17 protein-coding genes are annotated in these 24150 nt (G+C 38.9%); 7 read left to right on the top strand and 10 right to left on the bottom strand.

Translation table 11 applies throughout. The features are described 5' to 3' along the window. Nucleotide 1: 1 nt before the first annotated feature. The gene (locus DHD80_RS04155) at nucleotides 2-1792 is read right to left on the bottom strand and encodes a chloride channel protein (RefSeq protein ID WP_251739875.1); all 1791 of its coding nucleotides are present in this window, start codon (nucleotides 1790-1792) and stop codon (nucleotides 2-4) included. Between the two features lie 55 nt (nucleotides 1793-1847). Beyond that, the gene (aspS, locus tag DHD80_RS04160; protein ID WP_251739876.1) at nucleotides 1848-3596 is read right to left on the bottom strand and encodes an aspartate--tRNA ligase; all 1749 of its coding nucleotides are present in this window, start codon (nucleotides 3594-3596) and stop codon (nucleotides 1848-1850) included. A gap of 224 nt (nucleotides 3597-3820) precedes the next feature. Here aspS and DHD80_RS04165 point away from each other — a divergent pair, with 224 nt between their 5' ends. Beyond that, on the top strand, nucleotides 3821-4186 hold the full coding sequence (locus tag DHD80_RS04165) for a nicotinic acid mononucleotide adenyltransferase (protein ID WP_251739877.1): 366 nt from the start codon (nucleotides 3821-3823) through the stop codon (nucleotides 4184-4186). A gap of 74 nt (nucleotides 4187-4260) precedes the next feature. On the opposite strand, the gene DHD80_RS04170 is transcribed toward DHD80_RS04165, so the two are convergent. The 4 genes from DHD80_RS04170 to DHD80_RS04185 are packed head-to-tail and all read right to left on the bottom strand — an operon-like array spanning nucleotide 4261 to nucleotide 10916. Continuing rightward, the gene (locus DHD80_RS04170) at nucleotides 4261-7767 is read right to left on the bottom strand and encodes an efflux RND transporter permease subunit (protein WP_251739878.1); all 3507 of its coding nucleotides are present in this window, start codon (nucleotides 7765-7767) and stop codon (nucleotides 4261-4263) included. A gap of 9 nt (nucleotides 7768-7776) precedes the next feature. Then, nucleotides 7777-8940, bottom strand: a complete 1164-nt coding sequence (locus tag DHD80_RS04175; protein ID WP_251739879.1) for an efflux RND transporter periplasmic adaptor subunit — start codon at nucleotides 8938-8940, stop codon at nucleotides 7777-7779. A 10-nt stretch (nucleotides 8941-8950) separates the two neighbouring features. Further along, nucleotides 8951-10321, bottom strand: coding sequence for a TolC family protein (locus tag DHD80_RS04180; RefSeq protein ID WP_251739880.1), 1371 nt, complete (start codon nucleotides 10319-10321; stop codon nucleotides 8951-8953). Further along, entirely contained in the window at nucleotides 10311-10916 is a 606-nt protein-coding gene (locus tag DHD80_RS04185; protein WP_251739881.1) for a TetR/AcrR family transcriptional regulator, read from the bottom strand. The genes DHD80_RS04180 and DHD80_RS04185 overlap by 11 nt, the downstream gene beginning before the upstream one ends. Before the next feature lie 137 nt (nucleotides 10917-11053). On the opposite strand from DHD80_RS04185, the gene DHD80_RS04190 reads away from it, so the two are divergent. From DHD80_RS04190 to odhB, 3 genes are all read left to right on the top strand, one after another. Beyond that, the gene (locus DHD80_RS04190) at nucleotides 11054-12028 is read left to right on the top strand and encodes a polyprenyl synthetase family protein (protein ID WP_251739882.1); all 975 of its coding nucleotides are present in this window, start codon (nucleotides 11054-11056) and stop codon (nucleotides 12026-12028) included. 134 nt (nucleotides 12029-12162) lie between these two features. Further along, nucleotides 12163-14937 carry a 2-oxoglutarate dehydrogenase E1 component gene (locus DHD80_RS04195; RefSeq protein ID WP_251739883.1) on the top strand — a complete coding sequence of 925 codons (2775 nt, stop codon included), beginning with the start codon at nucleotides 12163-12165 and terminating at the stop codon, nucleotides 14935-14937. 50 nt (nucleotides 14938-14987) lie between these two features. Beyond that, a complete protein-coding gene (gene odhB / locus DHD80_RS04200; RefSeq protein ID WP_251739884.1) occupies nucleotides 14988-16286 on the top strand; it encodes a 2-oxoglutarate dehydrogenase complex dihydrolipoyllysine-residue succinyltransferase in 1299 nt (432 codons plus the stop codon). Between the two features lie 238 nt (nucleotides 16287-16524). On the opposite strand, the gene DHD80_RS04205 is transcribed toward odhB, so the two are convergent. Continuing rightward, a complete protein-coding gene (locus tag DHD80_RS04205; protein WP_251739885.1) occupies nucleotides 16525-16959 on the bottom strand; it encodes a retropepsin-like aspartic protease in 435 nt (144 codons plus the stop codon). A 649-nt stretch (nucleotides 16960-17608) separates the two neighbouring features. Between DHD80_RS04205 and DHD80_RS04210 the strand changes: the two genes are divergently transcribed. Further along, the gene (locus DHD80_RS04210; RefSeq protein ID WP_251739886.1) at nucleotides 17609-19180 is read left to right on the top strand and encodes an FAD-dependent protein; all 1572 of its coding nucleotides are present in this window, start codon (nucleotides 17609-17611) and stop codon (nucleotides 19178-19180) included. 59 nt (nucleotides 19181-19239) lie between these two features. Here DHD80_RS04210 and DHD80_RS04215 read toward each other — a convergent pair whose 3' ends face one another. After that, nucleotides 19240-19743: a DUF1440 domain-containing protein gene (locus tag DHD80_RS04215; protein ID WP_251739887.1), complete on the bottom strand. Its 504-nt coding sequence runs from the start codon at nucleotides 19741-19743 to the stop codon at nucleotides 19240-19242. Nucleotides 19744-19846: 103 nt separating this feature from the next. On the opposite strand from DHD80_RS04215, the gene DHD80_RS04220 reads away from it, so the two are divergent. Beyond that, the gene (locus tag DHD80_RS04220) at nucleotides 19847-20626 is read left to right on the top strand and encodes an amidohydrolase (protein WP_251739888.1); all 780 of its coding nucleotides are present in this window, start codon (nucleotides 19847-19849) and stop codon (nucleotides 20624-20626) included. Here the strand turns inward: DHD80_RS04220 and DHD80_RS04225 are convergent. Then, nucleotides 20613-22226, bottom strand: coding sequence for an Ig-like domain-containing protein (locus DHD80_RS04225; RefSeq protein WP_251739889.1), 1614 nt, complete (start codon nucleotides 22224-22226; stop codon nucleotides 20613-20615). The genes DHD80_RS04220 and DHD80_RS04225 overlap by 14 nt on opposite strands. A 245-nt stretch (nucleotides 22227-22471) precedes the next feature. After that, nucleotides 22472-23152 carry a phosphoribosyltransferase family protein gene (locus DHD80_RS04230; protein WP_251739890.1) on the bottom strand — a complete coding sequence of 227 codons (681 nt, stop codon included), beginning with the start codon at nucleotides 23150-23152 and terminating at the stop codon, nucleotides 22472-22474. A 64-nt stretch (nucleotides 23153-23216) separates the two neighbouring features. Here DHD80_RS04230 and DHD80_RS04235 point away from each other — a divergent pair, with 64 nt between their 5' ends. After that, nucleotides 23217-24098, top strand: a complete 882-nt coding sequence (locus DHD80_RS04235) for a hypothetical protein (RefSeq protein ID WP_251739891.1) — start codon at nucleotides 23217-23219, stop codon at nucleotides 24096-24098. The last annotated feature ends 52 nt before the right edge of the window (nucleotides 24099-24150 follow it).

Genomic DNA, 24150 nt, shown 5'->3' on the forward strand with positions numbered 1-24150 from the left:
TTTATACAGTTACCTCGATTAATTTTTGTCGATATGCCGTTAGAAGTTTAGATTTCGAAATAAAGCCAACATATTTATCCTGTTTTACCACAGGTAAATTCCAGGCATTGCTATCCTGAAACTTGGCCATGATCTCTTGCATTTTATCTTTTTCAATATCGATAATTTCTGGCGCCTGATGCATAAGTTCGCGCACACTTAATTTTTCATACATTTTTTGATCGAACATAATGGGCCTGATATCATCCAGCAATATGATTCCCATAAAATTACGATTTCCATCAATAACAGGGAAGAGATTTCGGGATGATTTCATCACACCTTTATGGATCACATCACCTAGATTCATGTCGATATTCAACGTGATAAAATTCTTTTCGATCACTCTGGAAATATTCATAAGTGTGAGGACAGTTTGATCCTTATTATGAGTAAGCAAATCCCCCCTTTGGGCAAGTTCCATGGTATAAACCGAATGTGGCTGGAACCTGTTCGTGATCATAAAGGAGATCGTTGCGGTAATCATTAAGGGAATAAATAACTCGTACCCATGAGTTAATTCGGCTATAAGGAATATCGCGGTAAGCGGTGCATGAAGCACTCCGGCCATCAAACCAGCCATTCCCACCAGCGTAAAATTACTAACCGATAACGGATTTTTTAAAATACCCAGATTATTCAAAATTAGGGCGAAACAGTGTCCCATAGCGCTTCCCATAAAAAGTACCGGTGCAAAAATACCTCCAATACCTCCCGCGCTAAAGGTAAGTGAGGAAGCAATAATTTTAAAGAAAACGAGTCCGGCGAGTAATAGAATGACCACCCAGATATTTTCCAGGTACGCATTGAAAAAATTAGTCCCTAAAGCCTGCAAATAGTTCTCCTGAAGTAAATTATTGATCACATTATAACCTTCACCATAAAGTGGCGGAATGAAATAAATCAATGCCCCTAAACCCAAACCGGCCGTGGTTAGGCGCAGGAGCGGGGAATTGATCTTTGCCATAAGGCTCATAATACTAAAATAAACTTTCGAAAAATAAAGGGAACATGCCGCAGCCAGCACTCCCAGTAGAATATAAAAAGGCACTTCAGAAAGGCTAAAAGCATCTTCCAGCCGAAAGGGGAGGATGATATCATTTCCGAAAAAGAAATAAGAGGTGAGTATAGCTGAAACCGATGCGATTAAAAGTGGTAAAAGTGAAGCCAGGGTTAGGTCCAGACTAAAAACTTCAATGGCAAAAATGATGGCGGCGATAGGTGCTTTAAAGATCGATGACATGGCGCCGGCGGCGGCACAACCTATTAATAAGGTACGTGAAGCCTGGTTCATTAGGAATAATCTGGAAATATTAGATCCTAACGAAGCTCCTGTTGCCACTGTAGGCCCTTCCAATCCAACAGATCCACCAAAACCAACTGTAATTGGTGCGGTTATTAGGGAAGCATACATTTGATAGGTGCGCATAATCCCTTTTTTCCGCGATATGGCGTAAAGGGTAGATGGAATGCCGTGACCAACTTTTTTTTGAAGGATGAAATTGATAATAATATAGACCAGGAACAAGCCTATCAAAGGAAAAATGAAATAAAAGCCTTCCCGATAATTCTCAATGAATTTAGTTTCCAACAAAAACTGAATAAAATGGGTAAGGTTCTTAATGAGTACCGCTCCCAATCCTGCACCTAAACCTATGATCGCACTCAAAAACATGAGGAACTGGTTGTGCGAAAGATTTTTTGATTTCCATCTTAAAAATCTGTGCAGAAGGGATTTACTAATATTGGGCATTCCTGTTTTTTATGCCGTGAAGATAAAGAATCCCGCTACGTGCGGGATGTTTATTTTATAATTTCGTTTGCAAATGCAATTCGTTCAATTGTTCCTGATCTAATCGTGAAGGTGCATCGATCATCACGTCCCTTCCGGCGTTGTTTTTAGGAAAAGCAATATAATCCCGGATACTTTCCTGGCCGCCTAAAATAGCTACAAGTCTATCGAAACCAAAAGCGATCCCGCCATGTGGAGGCGCGCCATACTCGAAAGCATTCATTAAAAATCCAAATTGTTCCTTTGCTTCTTCTTCAGTAAAACCAAGATATTTAAACATCATCGCCTGGGTTTTCTTATCATGAATCCTAATAGATCCACCACCTATCTCATTTCCGTTTAGAACAAGATCATAAGCGTTTGCCCTAACTTTTCCGGGTTCCGATTCTAACAATGAAATATCTTCCTTTTTAGGTGAAGTAAAAGGATGGTGCATGGCATGGAAACGTTCGGTCTCTTCATCCCATTCCAACAAGGGGAAATCTACCACCCAAAGTGGTGCGAATTCGTCAGGTTTTCTTAAGCCCAACTCATTTCCAAGGTGCATTCTTAACGCACTTAATTGAGTTCGGGTCTTATTGGCATCTCCGGCCATGACCACAATTAAATCACCCGGATTCGCCCCGGTCACTTCAGCCCAACTCTTAAGGTCTTCTTCTGAATAAAATTTATCTACGGAAGACTTTATCGTTCCATCCTCATTGTATTTTGCCCACACTATTCCGTTGGCACCAATTTGAGGACGTTTTACCCAGTCTATTAATTTATCGATCTCTTTTCGGGTAAAATTGGCCGCATTTGGAACGGCAATCCCAACAATCAATTCCTGCTGGTCGAATACATTGAAGCCTTTATTTTTGGCTACTTCATTAAGTTCACCGAATTCCATTCCAAATCGAATATCAGGTTTATCATTTCCATATCTCTTCATGGCCTCATCATAGGTCATTCTTGGAAACTCCTTAATATCCACATTTTTGATTTCTTTCAGCAAATGTGTGGTTAGGCCTTCAAAAATATTGAGGATATCCTCCTGCTCCACAAAAGACATCTCACAATCTATCTGGGTGAATTCCGGTTGCCTGTCTGCTCTAAGATCTTCATCCCGAAAGCACTTTACGATCTGGAAATATTTATCCAGGCCGCCAACCATGAGCAATTGTTTAAAAGTTTGCGGTGATTGTGGCAGCGCATAAAACTGGCCTTCATTCATCCTGCTGGGAACTACAAAATCCCTGGCACCTTCCGGAGTAGATTTAATAAGATAGGGGGTTTCCACTTCCACAAATCCTGCTTCAGAGAGATAATTTCTCACCTGCATGGCCACTTTATGCCTAAAAACAAGTTTATTCTTCACCGGATTTCTACGAATATCCAGGTAACGGTATTTCATTCTAAGATCTTCGCCGCCATCGGTTTCATCTTCAATGGTGAAGGGAGGCGTAAGCGATGCGTTTAATATCTTGAAATTTTCCACCAGAACTTCGATCTCTCCAGTGGGGATATTAGGGTTTTTGGATTCTCTCTCAATTACCTCACCTTCAACCTGAATCACGAATTCCCTTCCAAGCTCGGCTGCATTTTTCATTAATTCTGAAGAAGATCTTTCTTCATCAAAGATCAATTGCGTAATACCATATCGATCCCGAAGATCTACCCAGATCATAAAACCTTTGTTTCTACTTTTTTGAACCCATCCGGAAAGAGTGACTTTTTGACCTATATGTGTAGCGTTTAACTCGCCACAGGTATTACTTCTATACATTATTCTTATTCATTTGAGAATGGGCACAAAAGTAATAAGTATTAATGTTTTGCAATAGGAATAATGTGTAAATGTTATCAAAAGCAGCTAAATGTAATAAAATGCATAAATTATAAAATACTAATAATCAGTATAATATAGCTTTAATGTAAACTTAATGTTACCAAAATATTGATTATATGTAAAATTTTGGTAGATTTGTAAGATAATTGTTAATTAAACGAATGAAAACCTTCAAAAATATAGCATTAGCAGCGTTGTTTGTAGTTGGAGGGACTGCTTTTGCACAGGAAAAAAGCCCTAAACCTGAATTCGAAAAACAGGGCGATCTAATTAAAGGAACGTATTATTATGACGACGGAAGTGTTAAGCAGGAAGGTACGTACAAGGACGGTAAACTCCACGGGGAGTGGGTTTCTTTTGACGAAAACGGTGAAAAGGTTGCCCTCGGTCAGTACAATCAAGGAGAAAAGGATGGCAAATGGTTTTTTTGGTCAGGTGATAAACTTACTGAAGTAGACTATAAAGAAAACAAGGTGGCCAGTGTAAATAACTATAAAAGTGAAAGTTCTGTCGTAATCAACGAATAAATGAATTTTTCTTTTATGGAAAACCCCGAAGTGAAAAACTTCGGGGTTTTTTTATTTTCTAATGAGTATTCAACCTATTCCCCGGGAACGGGTTCAAGAGAAGGAACATTTTCTTCTTTTCTAAATTTTTCAGAAGCCCACATTTTAATTCTCATAGCTATATAGAATAATACCGGTACAATAATTAGGGTAAGGAAAGTTGCCACCATCAAACCATATATGACGGTCCAGGCTAAAGGTCCCCAAAAGATCACATTATCACCACCCATATAAATATGCGGATTGAATTCACTAAATAATCCAAAGAAATCGATATTGAGACCAATTGCTAAGGGTATTAGCCCCAAAATTGTGGTAATCGCGGTCAATAATACAGGTCTTAACCTGGCCTTCCCTGCCAGTATGATTACAGCTAACAATTCATCCTTCGGTAAAAATTCGCTCTCATCAAGATCTAGTATATTTTTTCTTCTATCTATCAAAAGTTGGGCATAATCGAGGAGCACCACTCCGTTATTCACCACAATTCCCGCGAGCGAAATAATTCCCATCATGGTCATCATAATTACGAATGCTGAACCGGTGATTACAATCCCACCAAACACACCAATTAAACTTAGGAAAATTGCGATCATAATGATCAAGGGTTTGGAAATGGAGTTAAACTGGAAAATTAAGATCAGGAAGATCAAACCAAGTCCGCTGAAAAACGCTCCCATTAAAAACGCCTGTTGTTTGTTCTGCTCTTCGATTTGCCCGGTATAATCAACAGAAATATTCTCGGGCAGGCCTTCAAAAGCCTGCATTTCATGCTGAATTTGAGCTACCGCCGCGCCGGCATCTGTATAACCCGGCGATAATGCTGAATAAACAGTTACCACCCGTCGGGTATCCCGATGTTTAATGGTACTAAATCCGGAATTATTGGATTTGCTTGTCACTGCTGAAAGCGGGATTTCGCGCAACTCCCCGGTATTGGTTCTAAAGGTTAAACTTTGGTTGAAAAGAGCGCTGGAATTATATCTACTGTTTTCATTAAAACGCACATAAATATCATAATCTTCCCCGGCTTCTTTATAAATCCCTGCTTTGGTTCCAAAAATTGAATTTCTAAGTTGCTGTCCTACCTGTCCTGCACTTACTCCCAATTCACCGGCTTTTGCACGATCAATTTCAACTTGCATGGAAGGCTTGTCTTTATTCACATCAATCTTCAATTCATCAATTGCAGCAATGTTTTTGCTGTTGATGAATTCCCGCATTCTCTCTGCGGTATTGATCAATTCATTGTAATCTTCCCCTTCCAGTTCAATATTAATAGGAGCACCTGTAGGGGGACCATTTTGATCTTTTTCCACGGAAATTAGCACTCCGGGGTAAATTCCAACCAATGCTTCCTGTACTTTTTGTCTTAAAAGCTCACTGTCCTTTCCTTCTCTATATTTATATTCCCGCATAGTCGCGGTAATCTTACCCTTATGGGGCATTTCTGCGGCAGAGCCACCATCGGTTTGGGGATTTCCGGCACCTTCACCCACCTGGGAAACAGCACTCTCAACCATAAAATTATAACCGTCATCCATGTATTCCTCCGAGTTTAAAACAGAATAAACCTTCGTTTCTATTTCTTTGGTGATGGCATTGGTTTTTTCAATATCTGTCCCTTCAGGATATTCAATATAAACGATGATCTGGTTGGGCTTGTTATCAGGAAAAAATTCAACTTTAGTCCTTTGCGAAGCAAGTGACGCTCCAAAAGCAACAAATGCACCAATCAGTAATAAAAACGTAGCTCCAACCAGCCAGTAGGGTCTTTTTCTTTTAAAAGATGAGGTCAATTTTCGTTCATACCAGTTTTCAAGTTTAGCCAGCGAATTGTCCTGAAAATTATTTGCAGCTTTCCTTAGCCATAATCGGTAAACCCAAAGCATGATAGCGGTGAAGATCATGAGACTTCCGAGCCCACGATATTCTCCTCCAAATAATAAGATTAACAGCCCGATCCCGGCAACAATTGCTGAAATTTTTATGATTCTTGAAATAGGCATATCCCGGTCTTCCGTGGTCATAAATTGGGACACTAAAACCGAGTTAAAGAATATGGCCACAAATAAGGACGAACCCAAAACTATAGAGAGGGTGATTGGGAAGTAAATCATAAATTCCCCCATGATTCCCGGCCAGAGCCCCAAAGGGATAAAGGCTGCCACAGTAGTTGCGGTAGAAATTATAATGGGAAAAGCAATTTCTCCAATTCCTTCTTTTGCGGCATCAAGCCTGGACATTCCTTCTTCATCCATCAAACGATACACGTTCTCTACAACCACAATCCCATTATCTACGAGCATTCCCAGCCCCATAATCAATCCGAAAAGGATCATGGTGTTCATGGTGTAACCTAATTGGTTAAGGATCATAAGCGACATGAACATGGACATGGGAATGGCAAATCCCACAAAAAGCGCATTTTTGAATCCCAGGAAGAACATTAAAACCGTCACCACCAGAATGATCCCGAAAATAATATTATTTACCAGGTCGTCTACCTGACCAATGGTTTGTGAAGACTGGTCGTTTGTAATTGTCACCTGAAGATTTGAAGGAAAAACATTTGCCCTGGCATCTTTAACAATTTCTTCAATTTGTTCTGCGGCCTGCACCATATTTTTTCCCGCACGTTTTTTAACATCCAGCATCACCACGCGATCGCCAAATTCACGCGCATAGGTAGTCCTGTCTTTATCCTGAAAAGTAACATCAGCGATATCCCTTAAATAAACCGTGTTACCGTTTTCAGATTTTACTACGAAATTCTCCAGTTCTGAAGGTTTATCGATCTCTCCAATAATTCGAATCGTTCTACGCTGACCACTGGTTACATAATTTCCCGCACTCATGGTCATATTTCCATTTGAAATTGCACTGGAAACATCCTGAAAACTTACGGAAGAAGCCATCATTTTATAAATATCAACGGCAACTTCAACTTCCATATCCTGCGCACCACGAATATCTACCTGCTTGATCTGCTGAATATTCTCAATTTCATCCTGAAGATATTCTCCATATTCTTTTAATTTCTGAACAGGATAATCTCCTGAAATATTAATATTCAGAATAGGCATTTCTTCGGAAAGGCTTAATTCAAAGACATTCGGTTCAACTTTGGCGCCGTTGAAGGTTGGCCAGTCTTCACTACTCGTTTCAGAATCTACCTCATCCTTAATTTTCTGTTTAGCAAGCTCTACGGAAATTCCTTCGTCAAATTCCACAATAATCATGGAATAATCTTCTTGTGAAGAAGAGGTGATCTCCACAACATTACTCACCGTTTTTAATTGATCTTCCAAAGGATTGGTGATCAGTTTTTCGATGTCTTCCGCAGTATTCCCGGGATAGATGGAACTTATATAGACTTTAGTTTCCTTTACTTCGGGAAAACTTTCCCGGGGCATAGAGAAATAAGCGGTGATCCCAAAGAACAGAATCAGGATCATCGCAATGTAGATCGTGGTTTTATTCTTTATTGCCCATGAAGAAAGGCCAAATTCTTTCTCGGTTACTTTTTTATTTTTTGCCATTTTGTTCGTTTAATAGGTGATGATTTTTACCTTCTGGCCTTCTTTTACGCTACGCGCACCTTCTTCAATGATCATATCGCCATCTTCAAGTCCGTTAAGGATTTCGATCTTATCGCCTTGGGTTTTTCCTGTTTGTACGATCAGCTGTTTTGCTTCGGCATAATCGCCTTCAACATTTTGCAGGACATATAAATATTGCTGACCATTGGCATTTTCAGAAATAATACTTTGAGGTACTAAAATCGCATTATCACTGGTGTAATCATTGATCTTTACTCGTGCGGTAAGGTTGGGTTTAATGTTCCGGTTTTTATTGGGAACATCTATTTCCGCATTAAAAGTTCTGTTGTTGGGATTGATATAACTTCCCGTTTGTTTCACTTTTGAATCAATGGTATCTCCAAGCACCGGGAAATAGACCTGCACTGATTTACCTTCGGTAACATCGGCGATATAGGTTTCAGGAACATCGGTTTGAATGTACATATCATCCAAGTTCACGATGCGCATTACCGGAGTCTGGCCCGGGCTAACTACACTTCCCTGTTCCGTAATAATCTCATCAATATTTCCTGAAAAAGGAGCAGTTATGGTGGATTTCGCTAACTGACTTTTCATTTGATTTACCGCGCTTAGCTGTGCTTCATAGCTGGATTTGGCCTGTAAATACTGAATTTCACTTCCAATTTGCTGGTCCCATAATCTTTTCTGGCGCTCAAAGGTAGTTTTGGCAAGTTCCATTTGGATCTCCTGCTGCGCGACCTGTTGGCTCATCCCGCCATCATCGATTTTTGCCAGTAACTGGCCTTTGGAAACTTTTTGTCCTTCCTGTACATAGAGACGTTGAAGAATTCCGCCGATTTCAGCATTAAGAACCACATTTTTCCGGGTTTCTACACTTCCCTGAAGTTCAAGAAAGTGATTGAAATTCTCAGATTTTACTTCATAAGCCGTAATTAATGGGACATTTTTCTCTGGATTGATTTCCTTTAAACGCGCATCCAGTTTTTTAATTTCGGTGTCCATTTCCTTCATTTCGGCGGTAAGGGCATCACGTTTTTGCTGGATTTTCTCTGCATCATTGCTTTCCAGTAAAGCCTGGGTAGATTTTTCTTCTTTATTTCCGCAGGCGGCAAGAATAAAAATAAAGCTGATATATATTAATTTTTTCATTGTATAGAAATTAGTCGTTTTTGGTATAGGTTCTTGTATCTAATAAATTTTCCAGAGTGACTTTAGCGGTGATCACGTCCAGCATAGATTGCAGATAATCCTGTTGCGCGGAATATAACTGCCGCTGCGCTTCGCTTAATTCGAAACTGCTCGCAATCCCTTCAAAAAATTTGATCTGGTTTTTATTTTCAATTCTTTCAGCCAGTTCCAGGTTCCTCTGGGCATTTTTATAATTTTCCAGGCTAAATTCATATTCACTTTTGGCGGTATTGATTTGCCTTTTTACTTCATTTTCAGTTCTTTCCAAATCGATCAACGCCTGCTCGTATTCAATTTCACGTTGCTGTGTCCTGGAGCTGCGCATGCCACTACTAAAAATTGGAATATTTAAGCTTAGACCTAAAATGGATTGGTCAAAATATTCCTGGTTTCCATTTAAGAAAGTAAAGCGTTCGCTAAATCCCTGGTATCCATAATTTACAAATCCGGTAAGCGTGGGCAAAGCCTTGGCTTTTTGTAAGCGAACCTGAATTTGGGCATTATCTGCTGTATTTTGTGCGATCCTGTAATCTATATTTTCTTCAATAGGAATTGTTTGATTGAGTAGGGAGAGGTCATAATACTTCATGGAAAGCTGCTCGAGATCATCGGTTAAATAAACCCTGTCTTCCACGGGAATTCCCAGCGTCATATTCAACATTTCATAGGCAATATCCCTCATTCTCTGGCTTCGGCTAAGATTAATTTCGAGGCCCAGTGAGGTGATCTCCAACTGCTCCACATCTTCCTGCTCGGTTAATCCATTTTCATAGATCTGCTGGGTTTCCCTGTAATTCTTATTGATTGTCTCCAGGTTTTTCTCGAAAATAGTCACACTTTCTTCAGCAAGGAGCACATTTCCATAGGCATTAATAATCGCTTCTTTTATCTGTAGATTGGTTTTGGTTTTGGCATTTTTAGAAATCTGCAATAAGGTTTGCACAGATTGTACACCAACAATATAAGAACCATCAAAAATCAACTGGTTCCATGTTGCTGTAGCGTTGAGGTTTTGTTTGGTTCCAAAAGTCACGGGAACAAAAGTTCCGGGTTCACCGCCGGTAATCTCTGCAGGAAGTAAAGTTACTGGTTGCTTCAGAAAATTCTGGTAATCTACATTTCCGCTAATTTGAGGTAATCCCTGGGAGATGATCTCCCACTTTTGCTTCAATGCTTTATCTACTTCCTTTTGGGCAATCCTGGTCTGGTAACTATTCTTAATTCCAAATTCGATGGCTTCACTTAGACTAAATGAGTACGTTTTGGTCGTGTCTTCCTGGGCGAAAACTCCCACGGAAAGCATGACGAAAAGATGAATGAAGAGAATCTTTTTATTTTTCATGTTCACTTATAAATTCTTCAAGTTTTTTAATTCCTTTAGGCGTACAAATCGCTCTTAAATGATATTCCAAAAAATTTTCCATTAAATATTCTTCGGTATATTCGTCTGCTGAAAAAAGATTTTTATCTTTTATTCCCATCATTCCCAGGAAATGCAACCGGGTTATAAATTGAACCGGAACAGTTTCACGGTAATACCCTTCTTTAATGCCGCGTTGCAAATTTTCAACCACGCACTTTTCTAAAATGTAGAATTGTTTTTCCTTAATAGATTCGAGAATCTTGGGGTAGTATTTTTGCAACTGGTAATGAGGGGAGGTTTTCTCACCTTTTAGATTGTGCAATACAAAACGTTTGATCGAATAATTTTCAATAATTGGATTTTCCTGTCGGTTCCTAATATCTTCAATGCCCGTATTAATTTTTTCTAAAAGATGAGTTGTTGTTGCCTGTACGAGTTTAGTCTTCGTGGAAAAATGGGCATAAATAGTTTTTTTAGAGATCCCCATTTTCTCCGCAATATCATCCATGGTCACGCTCTTGAACCCGAAGGTTAAAAAAAGCTCTGCCGCCGTTTCTAAAATCTTTTCTCTCAATTGCTAAATTTTCGGCAAATATAACACAGGAAACTTTAAAAACAATAAAAGTTTCCAAAGTTTTACTAAGATTTAATAGAAACATACAATTTGAATTATTTCCAATAATGGTATTTTAGCGGAAAATTTTCAGAAACATGCTTTCTATTTCCCAGTATCGAGAGGCTATTACCAATTATCTTAGTGAAAAAGTGGTCGTAAAAAAACCTGAAAATTTATATGAACCGATGGTTTATATTTTAAAACAGGGAGGAAAGCGTTTACGGCCGGTTTTGGTTTTAATGGCGACTGAAATTTTTGATGGTGATCATCGTAAAGCTTTGGATGCCGCTCTGGCCATTGAAATCTTTCACAATTTCTCCCTTGTTCATGATGATATTATGGACGATGCTCCTTTAAGAAGGGGAATGAAGACGGTACACGAGAAATGGGATTTGAATACGGGAATTCTTTCCGGAGACGCGATGCTCATCAATGCCTACCAGCTTTTTGAAAATTATGAAGGGGATATTTTTAAGCAACTCGCAAAATTATTCACCAAAACAGCAATTGAGGTTTGTGAAGGGCAGCAGTATGATATAGACTTTGAAACCCGCGATTACGTGAGTATTGAAGATTATTTACTGATGATCGAATATAAAACTGCGGTATTAGTGGGAGCTTCTTTACAAATGGGCGCTATCATTGCTGAAACTTCTGAAGATTGCAAAAATGCTATCTATCAATACGGAAGGCTTTTGGGCATTGCTTTTCAGCTTCAGGATGATTATTTAGATGCTTTTGGCGATCCTAAAACCTTCGGAAAGCAATCTGGCGGGGATATTATCGAAAACAAAAAAACTTTCCTTTATCTAAAAACTTTAGAAGCCGCCAACGATAGTGAAGCACAACAACTTCAGCATTTATACAGCATAAGTCCCGGGGATAATTCAGCAAAAATTGAAGCGGTAAAAAGTTTATTTGAATCCAGTGGCGCGGCAGAAATGACGCGAAACGAGATTAAAAAATATACGGAAAAAGCTTTTTCAGTTTTAGAAAAAATCAACATCCCTGCTGAAAAAAAAGAACCACTTAACAAATTTGGGATGATGCTTATGGAAAGGGAAGTCTAATCTTCACCGAGTTCTTCATTGTTAAATTTCCTATAATCCCATAGAGAATTATCATAAAGCCTAGGAGCTGTTTTTGCTAAAAATTGTATTTTTGTTCTGTTTTTATAACAAAAGAAACATAGGTTTCAAACTTTATGGATAGATTTTCATTTCTAAATGCTGCTCATACTGCATATTTCGCAGAACTTTACGATCAATACTTACAATATCCCGATAGTGTAGAGCCAAGCTGGAGGGCTTTTTTTCAGGGATTAGATTTTGGAATGCAACAAAATGGCATTTCCAATGAAGTATTATCGGAAGCCCCGGTGAATTTTGCCGAAGGGGAAATACCCAAACATGTTGTTAAGGAATTTCAGGTAATTCGTCTTATCGATGGGTATCGCACACGCGGACACTTATTTACTAAAACAAACCCGGTTAGGGATCGCCGGCAATACAGACCAACTTTAGATATTGAAAATTTTGGTTTGGAAACTGCAGATCTGGAAACCATCTTTAATGCGGGTGATATTCTTGGAATAGGGCCAACATCCCTTAAAGAAATTATCCAGCATCTGGAAAAAGTATATTGTGAATCCATCGGGATTGAATACATGTATATCCGAAAACCAGAGGAAATTGAATGGATCCAGAATAAGCTTAACGTAAATGATAATCAGCCAAATTTTGATGAGGCGCGTAAAAAACAAATTCTTAAAAAGCTGAACGATGCCGTTTCTTTTGAAAGCTTTTTACACACTAAATATGTGGGGCAAAAAAGGTTCTCTTTAGAAGGGAACGAAAGTTTTATCCCGGCAGTAGATGCTTTAATTGAGAAAGCAGCAGAGTTTGGAGTGAAGGAATTTGTTATGGGAATGGCACATCGTGGCCGTTTAAATACCCTTATCAATATCTTCGGAAAAAGTGCAAAAGATCTTTTCAGTGAATTTGACGGGAAAGATTACGAGCAGGATATTTTTGACGGGGATGTAAAATATCACCTGGGTTGGACTTCCTGTAGAAGCACTAATTCCGGTCATGAGATCAATATCAATATTGCTCCTAACCCTTCACATTTAGAAACAGTGGGTGCGGTTGTAGAAGGAATTACAAGGGCTAAGCAGGATCGTCGTTATGATGGCGATAATTCTAAAGTTTTACCTATCGTTGTTCATGGGGATGCTGCAATTGCAGGACAGGGGATTGTTTATGAAATAGTGCAAATGGCCCAGCTGGAAGGTTATGAAACCGGCGGTACCATACATATGGTCATCAATAACCAGATTGGTTTTACGACTAATTACCTGGATGCAAGAAGTTCCACGTATTGTACAGATGTGGGGAAAGTAACGCTTTCACCCATTCTCCACGTAAATGCTGATGATGCCGAAGCCGTGGTACACGCAATACTTTTCGCATTGGATTTCAGGATGAAATTTAAAAGGGATGTATTTATAGATCTTCTTGGCTATAGAAAATATGGCCATAACGAAGGTGATGAACCACGATTTACCCAACCAAAATTGTATAAAGCAATCGCAAAACATGAAAATGCACGCGATATTTATGCTGATAAATTGAAAAAAGAAGGTTTGATAGATGATAAATATCTTGAAAAACTTGAAGAAGAATATAAAGCCTCTTTAGAGGAAAAACTGGAAGATTCCCGAAAAGAAAAGACAACCCATATTACTCCTTTTATGGAAGATGAGTGGCAGGGGTATCATAACGTCCAGGAAGACGAAATGATGAAGAAAGTAGATACTACCTTTCCCATGGAAAAACTGGACAAGGTAGCGGAAGCGATTTCTCATTTACCTGAGGGTAAAAAATTCATGAGAAAGATCCAGAAGATTATAAATGGCCGCAAGCAGATGTATTTTGATGATGATAAGCTGGACTGGTCTATGGCCGAGCATTTAGCTTATGGATCTTTACTTACTGAAGGTTATAATGTGAGAATGAGTGGTCAGGATTGTGAACGGGGAACTTTCTCTCACCGGCATGCCATTGTAAAAGTGGAAGATAGCGAAGAAGAGATCATTCTTCATAATAATATTGAAGGTAGGGAAGGGGATATTTTTATTTATAACTCCCCTCTTTCAGAATATGGTGTAGTGGGATTTGATTATGGTTATGCCATGACGAGCCCAACAACCTTGACCATTTGGGAAGCACAATTTGGAGATTTTGTGAATGGTGCCCAAATTTTGATCGATCAATATATTTCTGCCGCAGAAGATAAATGGAAACTTCAGAATGGATTGGTAATGTTGTTGCCCCACGGGTATGAAGGGCAGGGAGCAGAGCATTCCTCCGGAAGAATGGAGCGTTTTCTTCAGCTTTGTGCAAAAGATAATATGTATGTAGCTGATATTTCTACTCCGGCGAACATGTTCCACATTTTGAGAAGGCAAATGAAGGCAGACTTCAGAAAACCTTTGATCATTTTTACCCCGAAAAGTTTACTGCGACATCCAAAAGTAATTTCAACGAAAGAAGAATTTGCCAACGGGAGTTTTCAGGCGGTAATAGACGATAAAGAAGCTAAAGTAGAAAAAGTAAAAAGCCTGGTATTTTGTACCGGAAAATTTTATTATGATCTATTGAAGCATCAGGAAGAAACTGAACGAGATGACATCGCGTTAGTTAGAGTAGAGCAATTGTTCCCCATACCAACTTCAGAAATTTTAGAGATCATCAAAAAATACGATCAGGCAGATGATGTGGTTTGGGCTCAGGAAGAACCAAGAAATATGGGGGCTTACTCACATTTACTGCTTCATTTTGAAGAAACAAGAAAATGGCGTGTATGTAGCCGGAAATTCTACGGCTCACCTGCGGCAGGAAGTGCAGTAAGATTTAAAAAACGTCATGAACGTGTGATTGAAAGCGTTTTTGACCGGAATATTAACGAAGAAGCATAATAATTAAGAATAATTTCCTGAAGCTTTTCAGGAACTCAAAAAAATACAATATGGCCTTAGAAATGAAAGTTCCTTCACCGGGAGAATCTATCACAGAAGTTGAAATAGCTCAATGGCTGGTAGAAGATGGCGATTACGTAGAAAAAGATCAGGCAGTTGCCGAGGTGGATAGTGATAAAGCAACTCTTGAACTTCCTGCAGAAGCCAGCGGAATTATAACTCTTAAGGCAGAGGAAGGCGATGTAATAGCCGTGGGCGATGTTGTATGTCTTATTGATACGGAAGCTGAAAAGCCAGGTGGCGGAGCGTCAGGGAAAAAGTCTGAAAAAGATACTTCTGAAGATAAACCGGCTGAAAAAGAGGAAAAAGAACGTCAGGATAGTAAAGAGGACAAAAAAGACAGTGAAAAGGCAGATTCAAAAACTGAAAGTCCTTCAAAATCTTCAACTCCAAGTCAAAAACAGGATACATACGCTTCCGGAACTCCATCTCCTGCAGCTAAGAAAATCCTTGATGAAAAAGGAATGGATTCCAAAGAGATAAAAGGCTCAGGAAGGGATGGTAGAATTACCAAAGAAGATGCGGTAGGTGCAAAGGCTTCCATGGGAACTCCGGGAACCGGAAAACGTGGGGAATCCAAGAAAAAAATGTCCATGTTCCGTCGTAAACTAGCTGAACGTTTGGTAAGTGCTAAAAATGATACCGCTATGTTGACTACTTTTAATGAGGTAGACATGTCGGCCATTTTTGCGCTGCGAAAAAAGTATAAGGAAGAGTTTAAGGAAAAGCATGATGTAGGCCTTGGATTTATGTCCTTTTTCACCTTAGCCGTGGTTAGAGCTTTGGAGGAATATCCTTCGGTAAATTCTATGATCGATGGAGATCATATGATCAGCTTTGATTATAAAGATATTAGTATCGCGGTTTCGGGCCCTAAGGGCCTAACTGTTCCGGTAATAAGAAATGCTGAAAATTTAAGTTTCCGCGGAGTAGAATCTGAAGTAAAAAGACTGGCGGTTAAAGCGCGTGACGGGAAGATTACGGTAGATGAAATGACCGGGGGAACCTTTACAATTACCAATGGAGGAGTTTTTGGATCGATGCTTTCTACTCCTATTATTAACCCTCCCCAGAGTGCAATCCTGGGAATGCACAATATTGTGGAAAGACCGGTAGCGATCGAGGGCCATGTAGAAATTAGGCCTATTATGTTTGTGGCCTTATCTTATGACCACAGAATTATCGACGGAAAAGAATCTGTTGGATTTCTGGTTGCAGTAAAAGAAGCGATTGAAAATCCTGAAGAATTATTGATGGATAATGATGTAAAAAGAGCTTTGGAATTATAATCTAAAGAGAATTCATAAAAAAAGGCAGCTGAAAGGCTGCCTTTTTTTGTTCTCTAACTAACCTATAACAAAAACAATAAATAAAAAAGATTCAAACTCAAAACGCTTAAAACCATGATCACTAAAAGTAAAAATATCACTTGCTGCTGAATTCTTTTTTTAGTGGTCGTACTCATTTTAATTTCTTTCACTCAAAGATAGAGACTGTCTTAAAATTCTAAAAGGGGCATTTTCCCCTTTATTTTAAGTAGAGCGATTTATTTTTATAATCAATGATAGCTTTTCCTTTCTTTAAGATATCGGCACCAATGATCCCGTGAACTTTTTCAGCTTTATGATTCGTTAGGGCTTCGTTTACATGCTTAAGGTCAAAAAGCACAATATCGATCTTCTTTTTCTTCCAGCCTTTTATCTCTATCCTGTTTTTCTGGGCGATCTGGGTTAACATATTCGAGGCGCCGGCACCTGCGGCCTTAATATCGCTATCTTCTGCCATTAGTTCAAAATGCCCTACTGCTTCAAGCCCAACACAGGTACTGGAAGCTCCGGTGTCCAGAATAAAATTCCCTTCAATATCATTAATTTTTGCTACCAGTTCAAGATGGTTGGTTTTAGTGTAACCCAGTTTTATATGGTGGTAGCCTTTTTCTTTTAAAAGCGTTTTTAAAGACATTCTTTTTTTTGCAAATATAGGCTTATAAGGAAAAGAATTAAAACCGTTGAACTCCGTAAAAATCTTTGTTATGTATTGTCTGTTTCTCTGTTCTATGAGTCTAAAAATTCTCCTTATTTTCTAACCTCTAATTTTTAACTTCCACACTTCGACTCCGCTAGTGTGACAAGGCTTCAACTTTTAACTTTTTAAACTGTATTTTGCCGTCTTTGCGAGCGCAGCGAAGCAATCCCATGAATTGAGGCAAACAGCATTTAGAGACTGCCACGTTCATTTCATTCACTCGCAGTGACGAGAAACCAGTCATTGCGAGATCCCTGAAAAATTTTCTAGCGTAGGAAATTGACGTATTTTTTAGTATCTCTAATAAGATGCTGAAACAAGTTCAGCATGACGGAAATTTTAAAAACCAGCATCGTCACCCTGAACTGGTTTCAGGGTCTCTAATACGTAACCAAATAAAAATATGTCAATGGTAGTGCAGCGAAGCAATCTCATCTTCCTTCCTATTCAAAGATCGGATGTGCCACACTTCGACTCCGCCCAGTGTGACAAGGCTTCAACTTTCAAACTTTGAAAACTTTAGCCTTCAATTCTAAATTTTCAACTTCATTCTCCTGCGCTTGATAAATTTTTATCTTTACCGCCAATGAGCACACTGGTACAAATTACCGCTTTCCCCAAAGAACAGAAGGATCATGAATTGCTCCTAAATAGGGCTATTCAAAAATCACTAATACGAAAAGATGATATTGCCGACTGGCGCATACGCAAACGCTCTATCGATGCGCGTAAAAAACCGGTATGCTTAAACCTCCAGATTGAAATTTGGAAAAGGGGAGAGGAAAAACTAAATATTTCTCCATTTGTTCCGCAGAACGTTTCCAGAGCTCATAAAATAGCAATTATTGGTGCAGGTCCTGCCGGTTTATATGCTGCCCTGCGAGCCGTAGAGGCCGGATTAAAACCCATACTTTTTGAAAGAGGAAAAGATGTACGGGCGAGAAGGCATGATTTGGCAAAAATCCATAAAGAACATCTGGTAAATCCTGAATCCAATTATTGCTTTGGCGAGGGGGGCGCAGGTACCTATTCTGATGGGAAATTGTATACCCGTTCTAAAAAACGCGGAAATGTGCTTAAAGCTTTAGAATGGTTTGTGGAATTTGGAGCCGATCCTGATATTCTCGTAGATGCACATCCTCATATTGGTACCAATAAACTTCCGAAAATTATTACCGCTATGCGCGAGGCAGTACTTGGAGCCGGGGGAGAAGTTCATTTTAATTCCAAACTTACCGATCTTAAAATTTCAGGTGATCATATTGATTCTATAGAAATTAATGCTGAAAAATGGTATACTTTTTCTGAAGTGATCCTGGCAACAGGGCATTCAGCCCGGGATATTTTTTACCTGTTGCACAAAAGGAATATAAAAATTGAAGCCAAAGCTTTTGCCATTGGGGTGCGGGTAGAACATCACCAAAAGTTGATAGACAAAATACAGTACCACGGAGATGATGAAAACCCATATTTACCTCCGGCTTCCTATAGTTTGGTGGAACAGGTAAATGGATTGGGAGTGTATTCCTTTTGCATGTGCCCGGGGGGGATTATCGCGCCGTGTGCTACTGAGCAGGAAGAAGTAGTGACTAATGGATGGAGTCCCAGCAAACGTAACAATCCGTACGCAAATTCCGGGATTGTGGTGAGTGTGGAGCCGAAAGATCTTCCCAATTACCAGGAAGATGATCCTTTTGTATGTCTGGATTTTCAAAAGATGGTAGAAAGAGCATGTTGGGAAGCTGCCGGTAAAACCCAGAAAGTTCCTGCCCAGCGGATGATAGATTTTGTGGAAGGAAGACTATCTAAAGACTTCCCGAAAACCTCATACCAGCCTGGGATTGTTAGCGTAGATTTGAATAAAGTACTGCCTGATCTTATTTCAAAACGCCTGCGGAAAGCATTTATTCAATTTGGAAAAAAACTGAAAGGATATTATACCAATGAAGCAGTTTTACATGCGCCGGAAAGTAGAACTTCTTCCCCTATATCCATTCCGCGAAATCCTGAAACACTTGAGCATATAGAAATTAAAGGTTTGTATCCCTGCGGGGAAGGTGCGGGCTATGCCGGCGGGATCATTTCCGCAGCGATAGACGGGATCAATTGTGTAGATGCCATCACGAAAAAGTATGATCTCAAATCTGAAAAAATATAGAGAATTCTAAACGCTAACTCAGCGGTAATTTTACTTTAAATGCTGAAGCAACTAGAAAATTAACCTCTTAGGTTTTCATCGACTTTGTGGCGAACATATTCGGTAGTAATCCCAAAAGCAACATGTGCGAACAACTCGTTTAACTGCATCCTTACAGGAATATTAGTTGGCTTTGCCTCCAAACCTAAGATTGGCAAAGAAGTCTCATGAGTAGTCGCCCAGGTGGTAGCTCCAAAAATAACCCCATCCATAGGTTTTAAACCGTAGCGACCTTTTTTACCATAACCGTAAGCAGCACCCAAAGATGCACCCATAGGAATGTTTACCAGTTGTTCCGCTAAAGCTTCATTTTGCACACTAATAGGAGTACCTGTAATTTTGGTGGAAAGATCATCCACAATTTTAATTTGAGCAGACCGCTGTTCTATCTTTCTTACGGGGAGAAAATGTTCAATGGTAACTTTAACTGCTGTTCCCACTAATCCTCCAATCACCCCGGCCAATAAACTACGGCTGGTACTGGACATATAAGATTCACCTTGTAAAAAATTTGAAACGCTCATAATTGCAATATTTTTATCTGGGTAAAACTATTTATTAGTAAATTCTTCACCAACCATTTAACAAGTATTTGGCATTGGAATATCTATTTTGATATCTTTGAATATGACTGGAAATTTGAATGTAGCGATCATACAGGAAGACCTCATATGGGAAAATCCTGAAGCGAACAGAAATCTTTTCTCCCAAAGATTTGAACAGCTAAATGAGCAGGTAGATCTCATCATATTACCCGAAATGTTCACAACTGGTTTTAGTATGAATGCTGAAAATTTAGCGGAACCTGAAAATGGGAAAACTTTATCCTGGATGAAGGATAATGCCCGAAAATATGATGTGGCTATCACCGGGAGCGTCATTATTGAGGAAGATAAAAATTATTTTAATCGCCTTTTTTTTGTATACCCTGATGGTTCTTTTAAAAAATATAATAAGCGGCATACATTTACGCTGGCAAAGGAGCATCTTACGTATACTGCGGGTACAGAAAGACTACTGGTAGAATACAAAGGCTGGAAAATTTGTCCGTTAATTTGTTATGACCTTCGATTCCCGGTTTGGGCGAGAAATACCCAAGATTATGACCTTTTGCTGTATGTGGCAAACTGGCCTAAAACAAGGGTGAACGCCTGGGACGCTTTGTTGAAAGCAAGGGCGATCGAAAATATGAGTTATTGTATTGGAGTGAACCGAACCGGTGAAGATGGAGACGGCTATGTATACAACGGTCATTCTGCAGTGTATGATTCCCTTGGAATTTTACAAAGTTCCGAAGATTTTGAGAAAACTTTTATTCAGGAAATTCAGTTAAATAAAGAGCATTTGAATGAAACCCGTAATAAATTGAGGTTTTTGGAAGACCGGGACGAGTTTACTTTAAAATAACATTTTCCTTAAAATCCCAGTTTTTCCTCATTTCCAAGGTATCGGAATAATATCTGATTCGTTCCGGCTGGATCTTTTTTAGATAATTTCCCGTATCCCATTTCCCATTTCCATTAGTATCATCGATTACGCGCACTAGATATTTTCCCGGTTCCAGGTAATTAAACGGAAAGCTGGAAGAATTTTCTGAAAATTTTTCAGCTTTTACTTCCCCTTTCGTATCGGTTAATTGAACAATAATTGGATACGTATCTACATTTACGATATTGAGTTGTACCGATCCAAATTCTGACAGGGATTTTGTTTTAAAGCTCTTTTGAATGGAATCGTTCGTTTCATTAAACAAATCGATCATAGCTCCCGGAAATGCTGAAAGTGTATAATTATTTTCAGGTTTTTTGGCGAATGAAAGTTCTACGGAATTCTTCAAGGGAAAATATTCTGATGTAAAAACAACCTCTGCTGAATCCTTATCAATCAAATTGATGAATTCTTCGTTGAATTCCATAATAGGGGTCGTGGAAGTAATTCTCACTTTTTCATCTAATCCTATAATTGAACCGGGTTCTGTGGAAATACTGATGGAATCCCTTTCCAAAGAGGTCAATCTGGCAAATAAGGTATCGATGGTTTTAGGTGTGGAGACTTTAAAAGAAAGACTGTCTATTTCCGGCTTTATATTATACCAGTAGTAAAGGCTGTCGGTTACTTTGTCTTTGATAATCCGGGAAACAAAACCTTCCGGCCTGCCATTTAATAAGTCAATTTTGATACTGTCAGGCTTCACCGCACCTTCGTACCCAAAAAGGATCACATTTCCTTTAAAATGACTGGGGCGTTTCACATTGAATTCCAGTTGTTCCTTAAAAACAGTGAGGTTATAAGTGCTATCCGTGGGAATACTTATAGTCTGTTCAACAAAACCAATTTTTTCTGAACGTGGATTGAATAAATAATTATTGTTCTTATCCAGCATGGCCACCATTTTATATTGTCCCTCCTTAAGATTTTCCAGGGAAAAAGTAAAGGTGCTGTCTTTGGAATAGGTTACGTAGCGGGGAGTTTCTTTATACACAATAGAATCTGAATACGTTGAATCGATCTCATATAAAAAGACTGAAATGGGCTCCTTGGGTTCTTTAAGTAGTGCGTCCTTTACAGTTCCTGAAACCGTAAGGGAATCTATATAATCTCCCGTAGAAAAGACATATTTAAAGAAATCGAAAGAATTACCTTCATTATTATCAACGATACTTTTTCCGAAGTTGATCGCGTAGGTAGTATTTTCTGCAAGGGTGTCGAAAATTTCAATTTTGATATCTTTTCTTGCGGTTCCCAAAGGTGTGATATTGGCCGTGGGAACCATTGGTGGGGATATGATGATTTGTTGTTGAGGTTTTTCTAATTTGATATATTCATCAAAATAAATCCTAATCTCTTTTGCTTTAAAGTGGGTGGTATAATTTTCTGGATTCGCCCGTATAAATACCGGTGGGTCTTCATCTATCGGTCCCCCTTCAGGCATTCCTTTTTTAGCGCATTGTACCAGAGAAAAAATGCATAACATCACAAGTATGTAACCGGGAACCCTTTTGATCATACAATTTAATATAAATAATCTCCCGATACTTTTGCATCGGGATTAGCAAAGAAACAATTATTTTAAAATACAACGCAAAGTCTACTATTATTATTCCCTTGTGGTTCTCACCCGGGTTCACTTACCCTTATTTATAAGAAGGATTTCCGTTTTAACTTTCCCTTGGGGAGATGTACGGAACTGCATTTCGCTCCCGGAAGCTTTCGGGATCGGGTGAGGGGAAATAAAAAATTTTTCGGAATTTTTTATTTGGTAATTGCCATGGTGGCGATACTAATTTTAATACCATTTATTTCCTGAAGTTTATGTCCGCAGGCTTCCAGCGTTGCTCCCGTGGTCACCAGATCGTCTACGAGAAGTATGTGTTTGTCTTTAATTTTTTCTGAATTAGCTATTTTCAAGGTTTCTTCAATTTTCCCCCAGCGGGCAATTCGGTTCTTTAAAGTTTGAGTTTGCATTGCGGTAGTTTTTAGGAGGATATCATCGTAATAATGCGCATTTAAATGGGAAGCTAACTTTCTTCCAAATTTTTCCACCTGATTGTAACCTCTTTGTTGTAGTTTCGATTTATGAAGCGGGACGGGAATTACGGCCTCAATGTGATTATAATTTCCTGAATTTTTTAGTTCAGTTCCCAGCCAGTCCCCAAGAAATTCACCTATTTCCTGATGGCCACGATATTTTAAATTATGGATCAATTGCTGGACCCCGGCTTTCTTTCTAAAATGGAGTAAAGCAGTGGCGCCCTCTACCTTGAGCCTTCCATAAAATACTTTTTTAACTGGATTTTCGTTATCCAGGTGATAACTGGTAACCGGCAAATCATGAAGGCAATTTGTACAAAGAATGTTTTCATTTTTTAAGAGTTCAGCTTCACAAATGTGGCAAACACGTGGATAGAGGAGGTTTAAAAAATCGTGAAACATTTGTTAAGGACTTGTAGCTTACTTAGTTAAACAACTAAATTTACAAACTAAATCAACTAAAAAAATGACAGAGAGTAAAAACAATACTGCATTAAAAATTTTAACTGGTATTTTGGCTGTTGCCCTTATCGCATTGAGTATTTACACGATTAAATTCTACAATGAGGAGAAGGAGAATAAGGAAATTCTTCAGAAGGAAAAATCAGTTATAGAGAATGAACTAAATGAGTTAATTGTTAATTACGACGAGGCGATAAAGGAAAATGAAGTGATGGATCAGGATCTGGTAAACGCCAGGAATAGGATTGCTACTTTACTCGATTCAGTAAAAGACAATGATGCGAATTTGGTCCTAATTTCAAGATACCGCAGGGAAATTGGTAATTTAAGATCTGAAAAAGATAGATTATTTAGAGTAGTAGACAGTTTAAGTAATCGAAACCAGATGTTGACCAGTTCGTTGGATAGTACCAGCACCGCTCTTCAGCAACGAGTAAGAATGTCTGACTCCCTTCAAACGACCAATCAGAGTTTATCTACAAAAGTAGACAAGGCTGCACGATTAAAAGTCGTTAGTTTAAAAGGTGAAGGTGTAATCGTGAGAAATAGCGGTAAAATCGTGGAAAACGACAGAACCGGTAGAATCGACCAGATTCGAACCTGTTTTACTTTAACCGCCAATGACCTTTCTCCCGCCGGGGAAAAGAATATGTATGTACAGGTATATAATCCAAATAATGAACTGGTAGGGGATCAAATCGTGGTTCAACATGATGGAGGGCCTATGGTTTACAGTGCCTCTTCAAAAGTTTTTTACGAAAATGAAGAACTGGATGTATGTATCCTTTCTAATACGAATGAAGATATGTTGGAAGAAGGAACCTATAAAGTATATGTGTATAACGACGCTGTATTACTGGGAACAGCAAGTTTTAATCTTAGATAATTTAATAATTTGAATTAAAAGGCCGCCTGGAAGTTATTTCAAGGCGGTTTTT

Origin of the sequence: Gramella sp. AN32 (genome assembly GCF_023718305.1) — a bacterium.
Taxonomy (GTDB): Bacteria; Bacteroidota; Bacteroidia; order Flavobacteriales; family Flavobacteriaceae; genus Christiangramia; species Christiangramia antarctica.

What these genes read in the sequence shown, in the direction of transcription:
- DHD80_RS04155 (WP_251739875.1), bottom strand. Translation starts at nt 1,792, where the DNA reads ATGCCCAATATTAGTAAATCCCTTCTGCACAGATTTTTAAGATGGAAA.
- aspS (WP_251739876.1), bottom strand. Translation starts at nt 3,596, where the DNA reads ATGTATAGAAGTAATACCTGTGGCGAGTTAAACGCTACACATATAGGT.
- DHD80_RS04165 (WP_251739877.1), top strand. Translation starts at nt 3,821, where the DNA reads ATGAAAACCTTCAAAAATATAGCATTAGCAGCGTTGTTTGTAGTTGGA.
- DHD80_RS04170 (WP_251739878.1), bottom strand. Translation starts at nt 7,767, where the DNA reads ATGGCAAAAAATAAAAAAGTAACCGAGAAAGAATTTGGCCTTTCTTCA.
- DHD80_RS04175 (WP_251739879.1), bottom strand. Translation starts at nt 8,940, where the DNA reads ATGAAAAAATTAATATATATCAGCTTTATTTTTATTCTTGCCGCCTGC.
- DHD80_RS04180 (WP_251739880.1), bottom strand. Translation starts at nt 10,321, where the DNA reads ATGAAAAATAAAAAGATTCTCTTCATTCATCTTTTCGTCATGCTTTCC.
- DHD80_RS04190 (WP_251739882.1), top strand. Translation starts at nt 11,054, where the DNA reads ATGCTTTCTATTTCCCAGTATCGAGAGGCTATTACCAATTATCTTAGT.
- DHD80_RS04195 (WP_251739883.1), top strand. Translation starts at nt 12,163, where the DNA reads ATGGATAGATTTTCATTTCTAAATGCTGCTCATACTGCATATTTCGCA.
- odhB (WP_251739884.1), top strand. Translation starts at nt 14,988, where the DNA reads ATGGCCTTAGAAATGAAAGTTCCTTCACCGGGAGAATCTATCACAGAA.
- DHD80_RS04205 (WP_251739885.1), bottom strand. Translation starts at nt 16,959, where the DNA reads ATGTCTTTAAAAACGCTTTTAAAAGAAAAAGGCTACCACCATATAAAA.
- DHD80_RS04210 (WP_251739886.1), top strand. Translation starts at nt 17,609, where the DNA reads ATGAGCACACTGGTACAAATTACCGCTTTCCCCAAAGAACAGAAGGAT.
- DHD80_RS04215 (WP_251739887.1), bottom strand. Translation starts at nt 19,743, where the DNA reads ATGAGCGTTTCAAATTTTTTACAAGGTGAATCTTATATGTCCAGTACC.
- DHD80_RS04220 (WP_251739888.1), top strand. Translation starts at nt 19,847, where the DNA reads ATGACTGGAAATTTGAATGTAGCGATCATACAGGAAGACCTCATATGG.
- DHD80_RS04225 (WP_251739889.1), bottom strand. Translation starts at nt 22,226, where the DNA reads ATGATCAAAAGGGTTCCCGGTTACATACTTGTGATGTTATGCATTTTT.
- DHD80_RS04230 (WP_251739890.1), bottom strand. Translation starts at nt 23,152, where the DNA reads ATGTTTCACGATTTTTTAAACCTCCTCTATCCACGTGTTTGCCACATT.
- DHD80_RS04235 (WP_251739891.1), top strand. Translation starts at nt 23,217, where the DNA reads ATGACAGAGAGTAAAAACAATACTGCATTAAAAATTTTAACTGGTATT.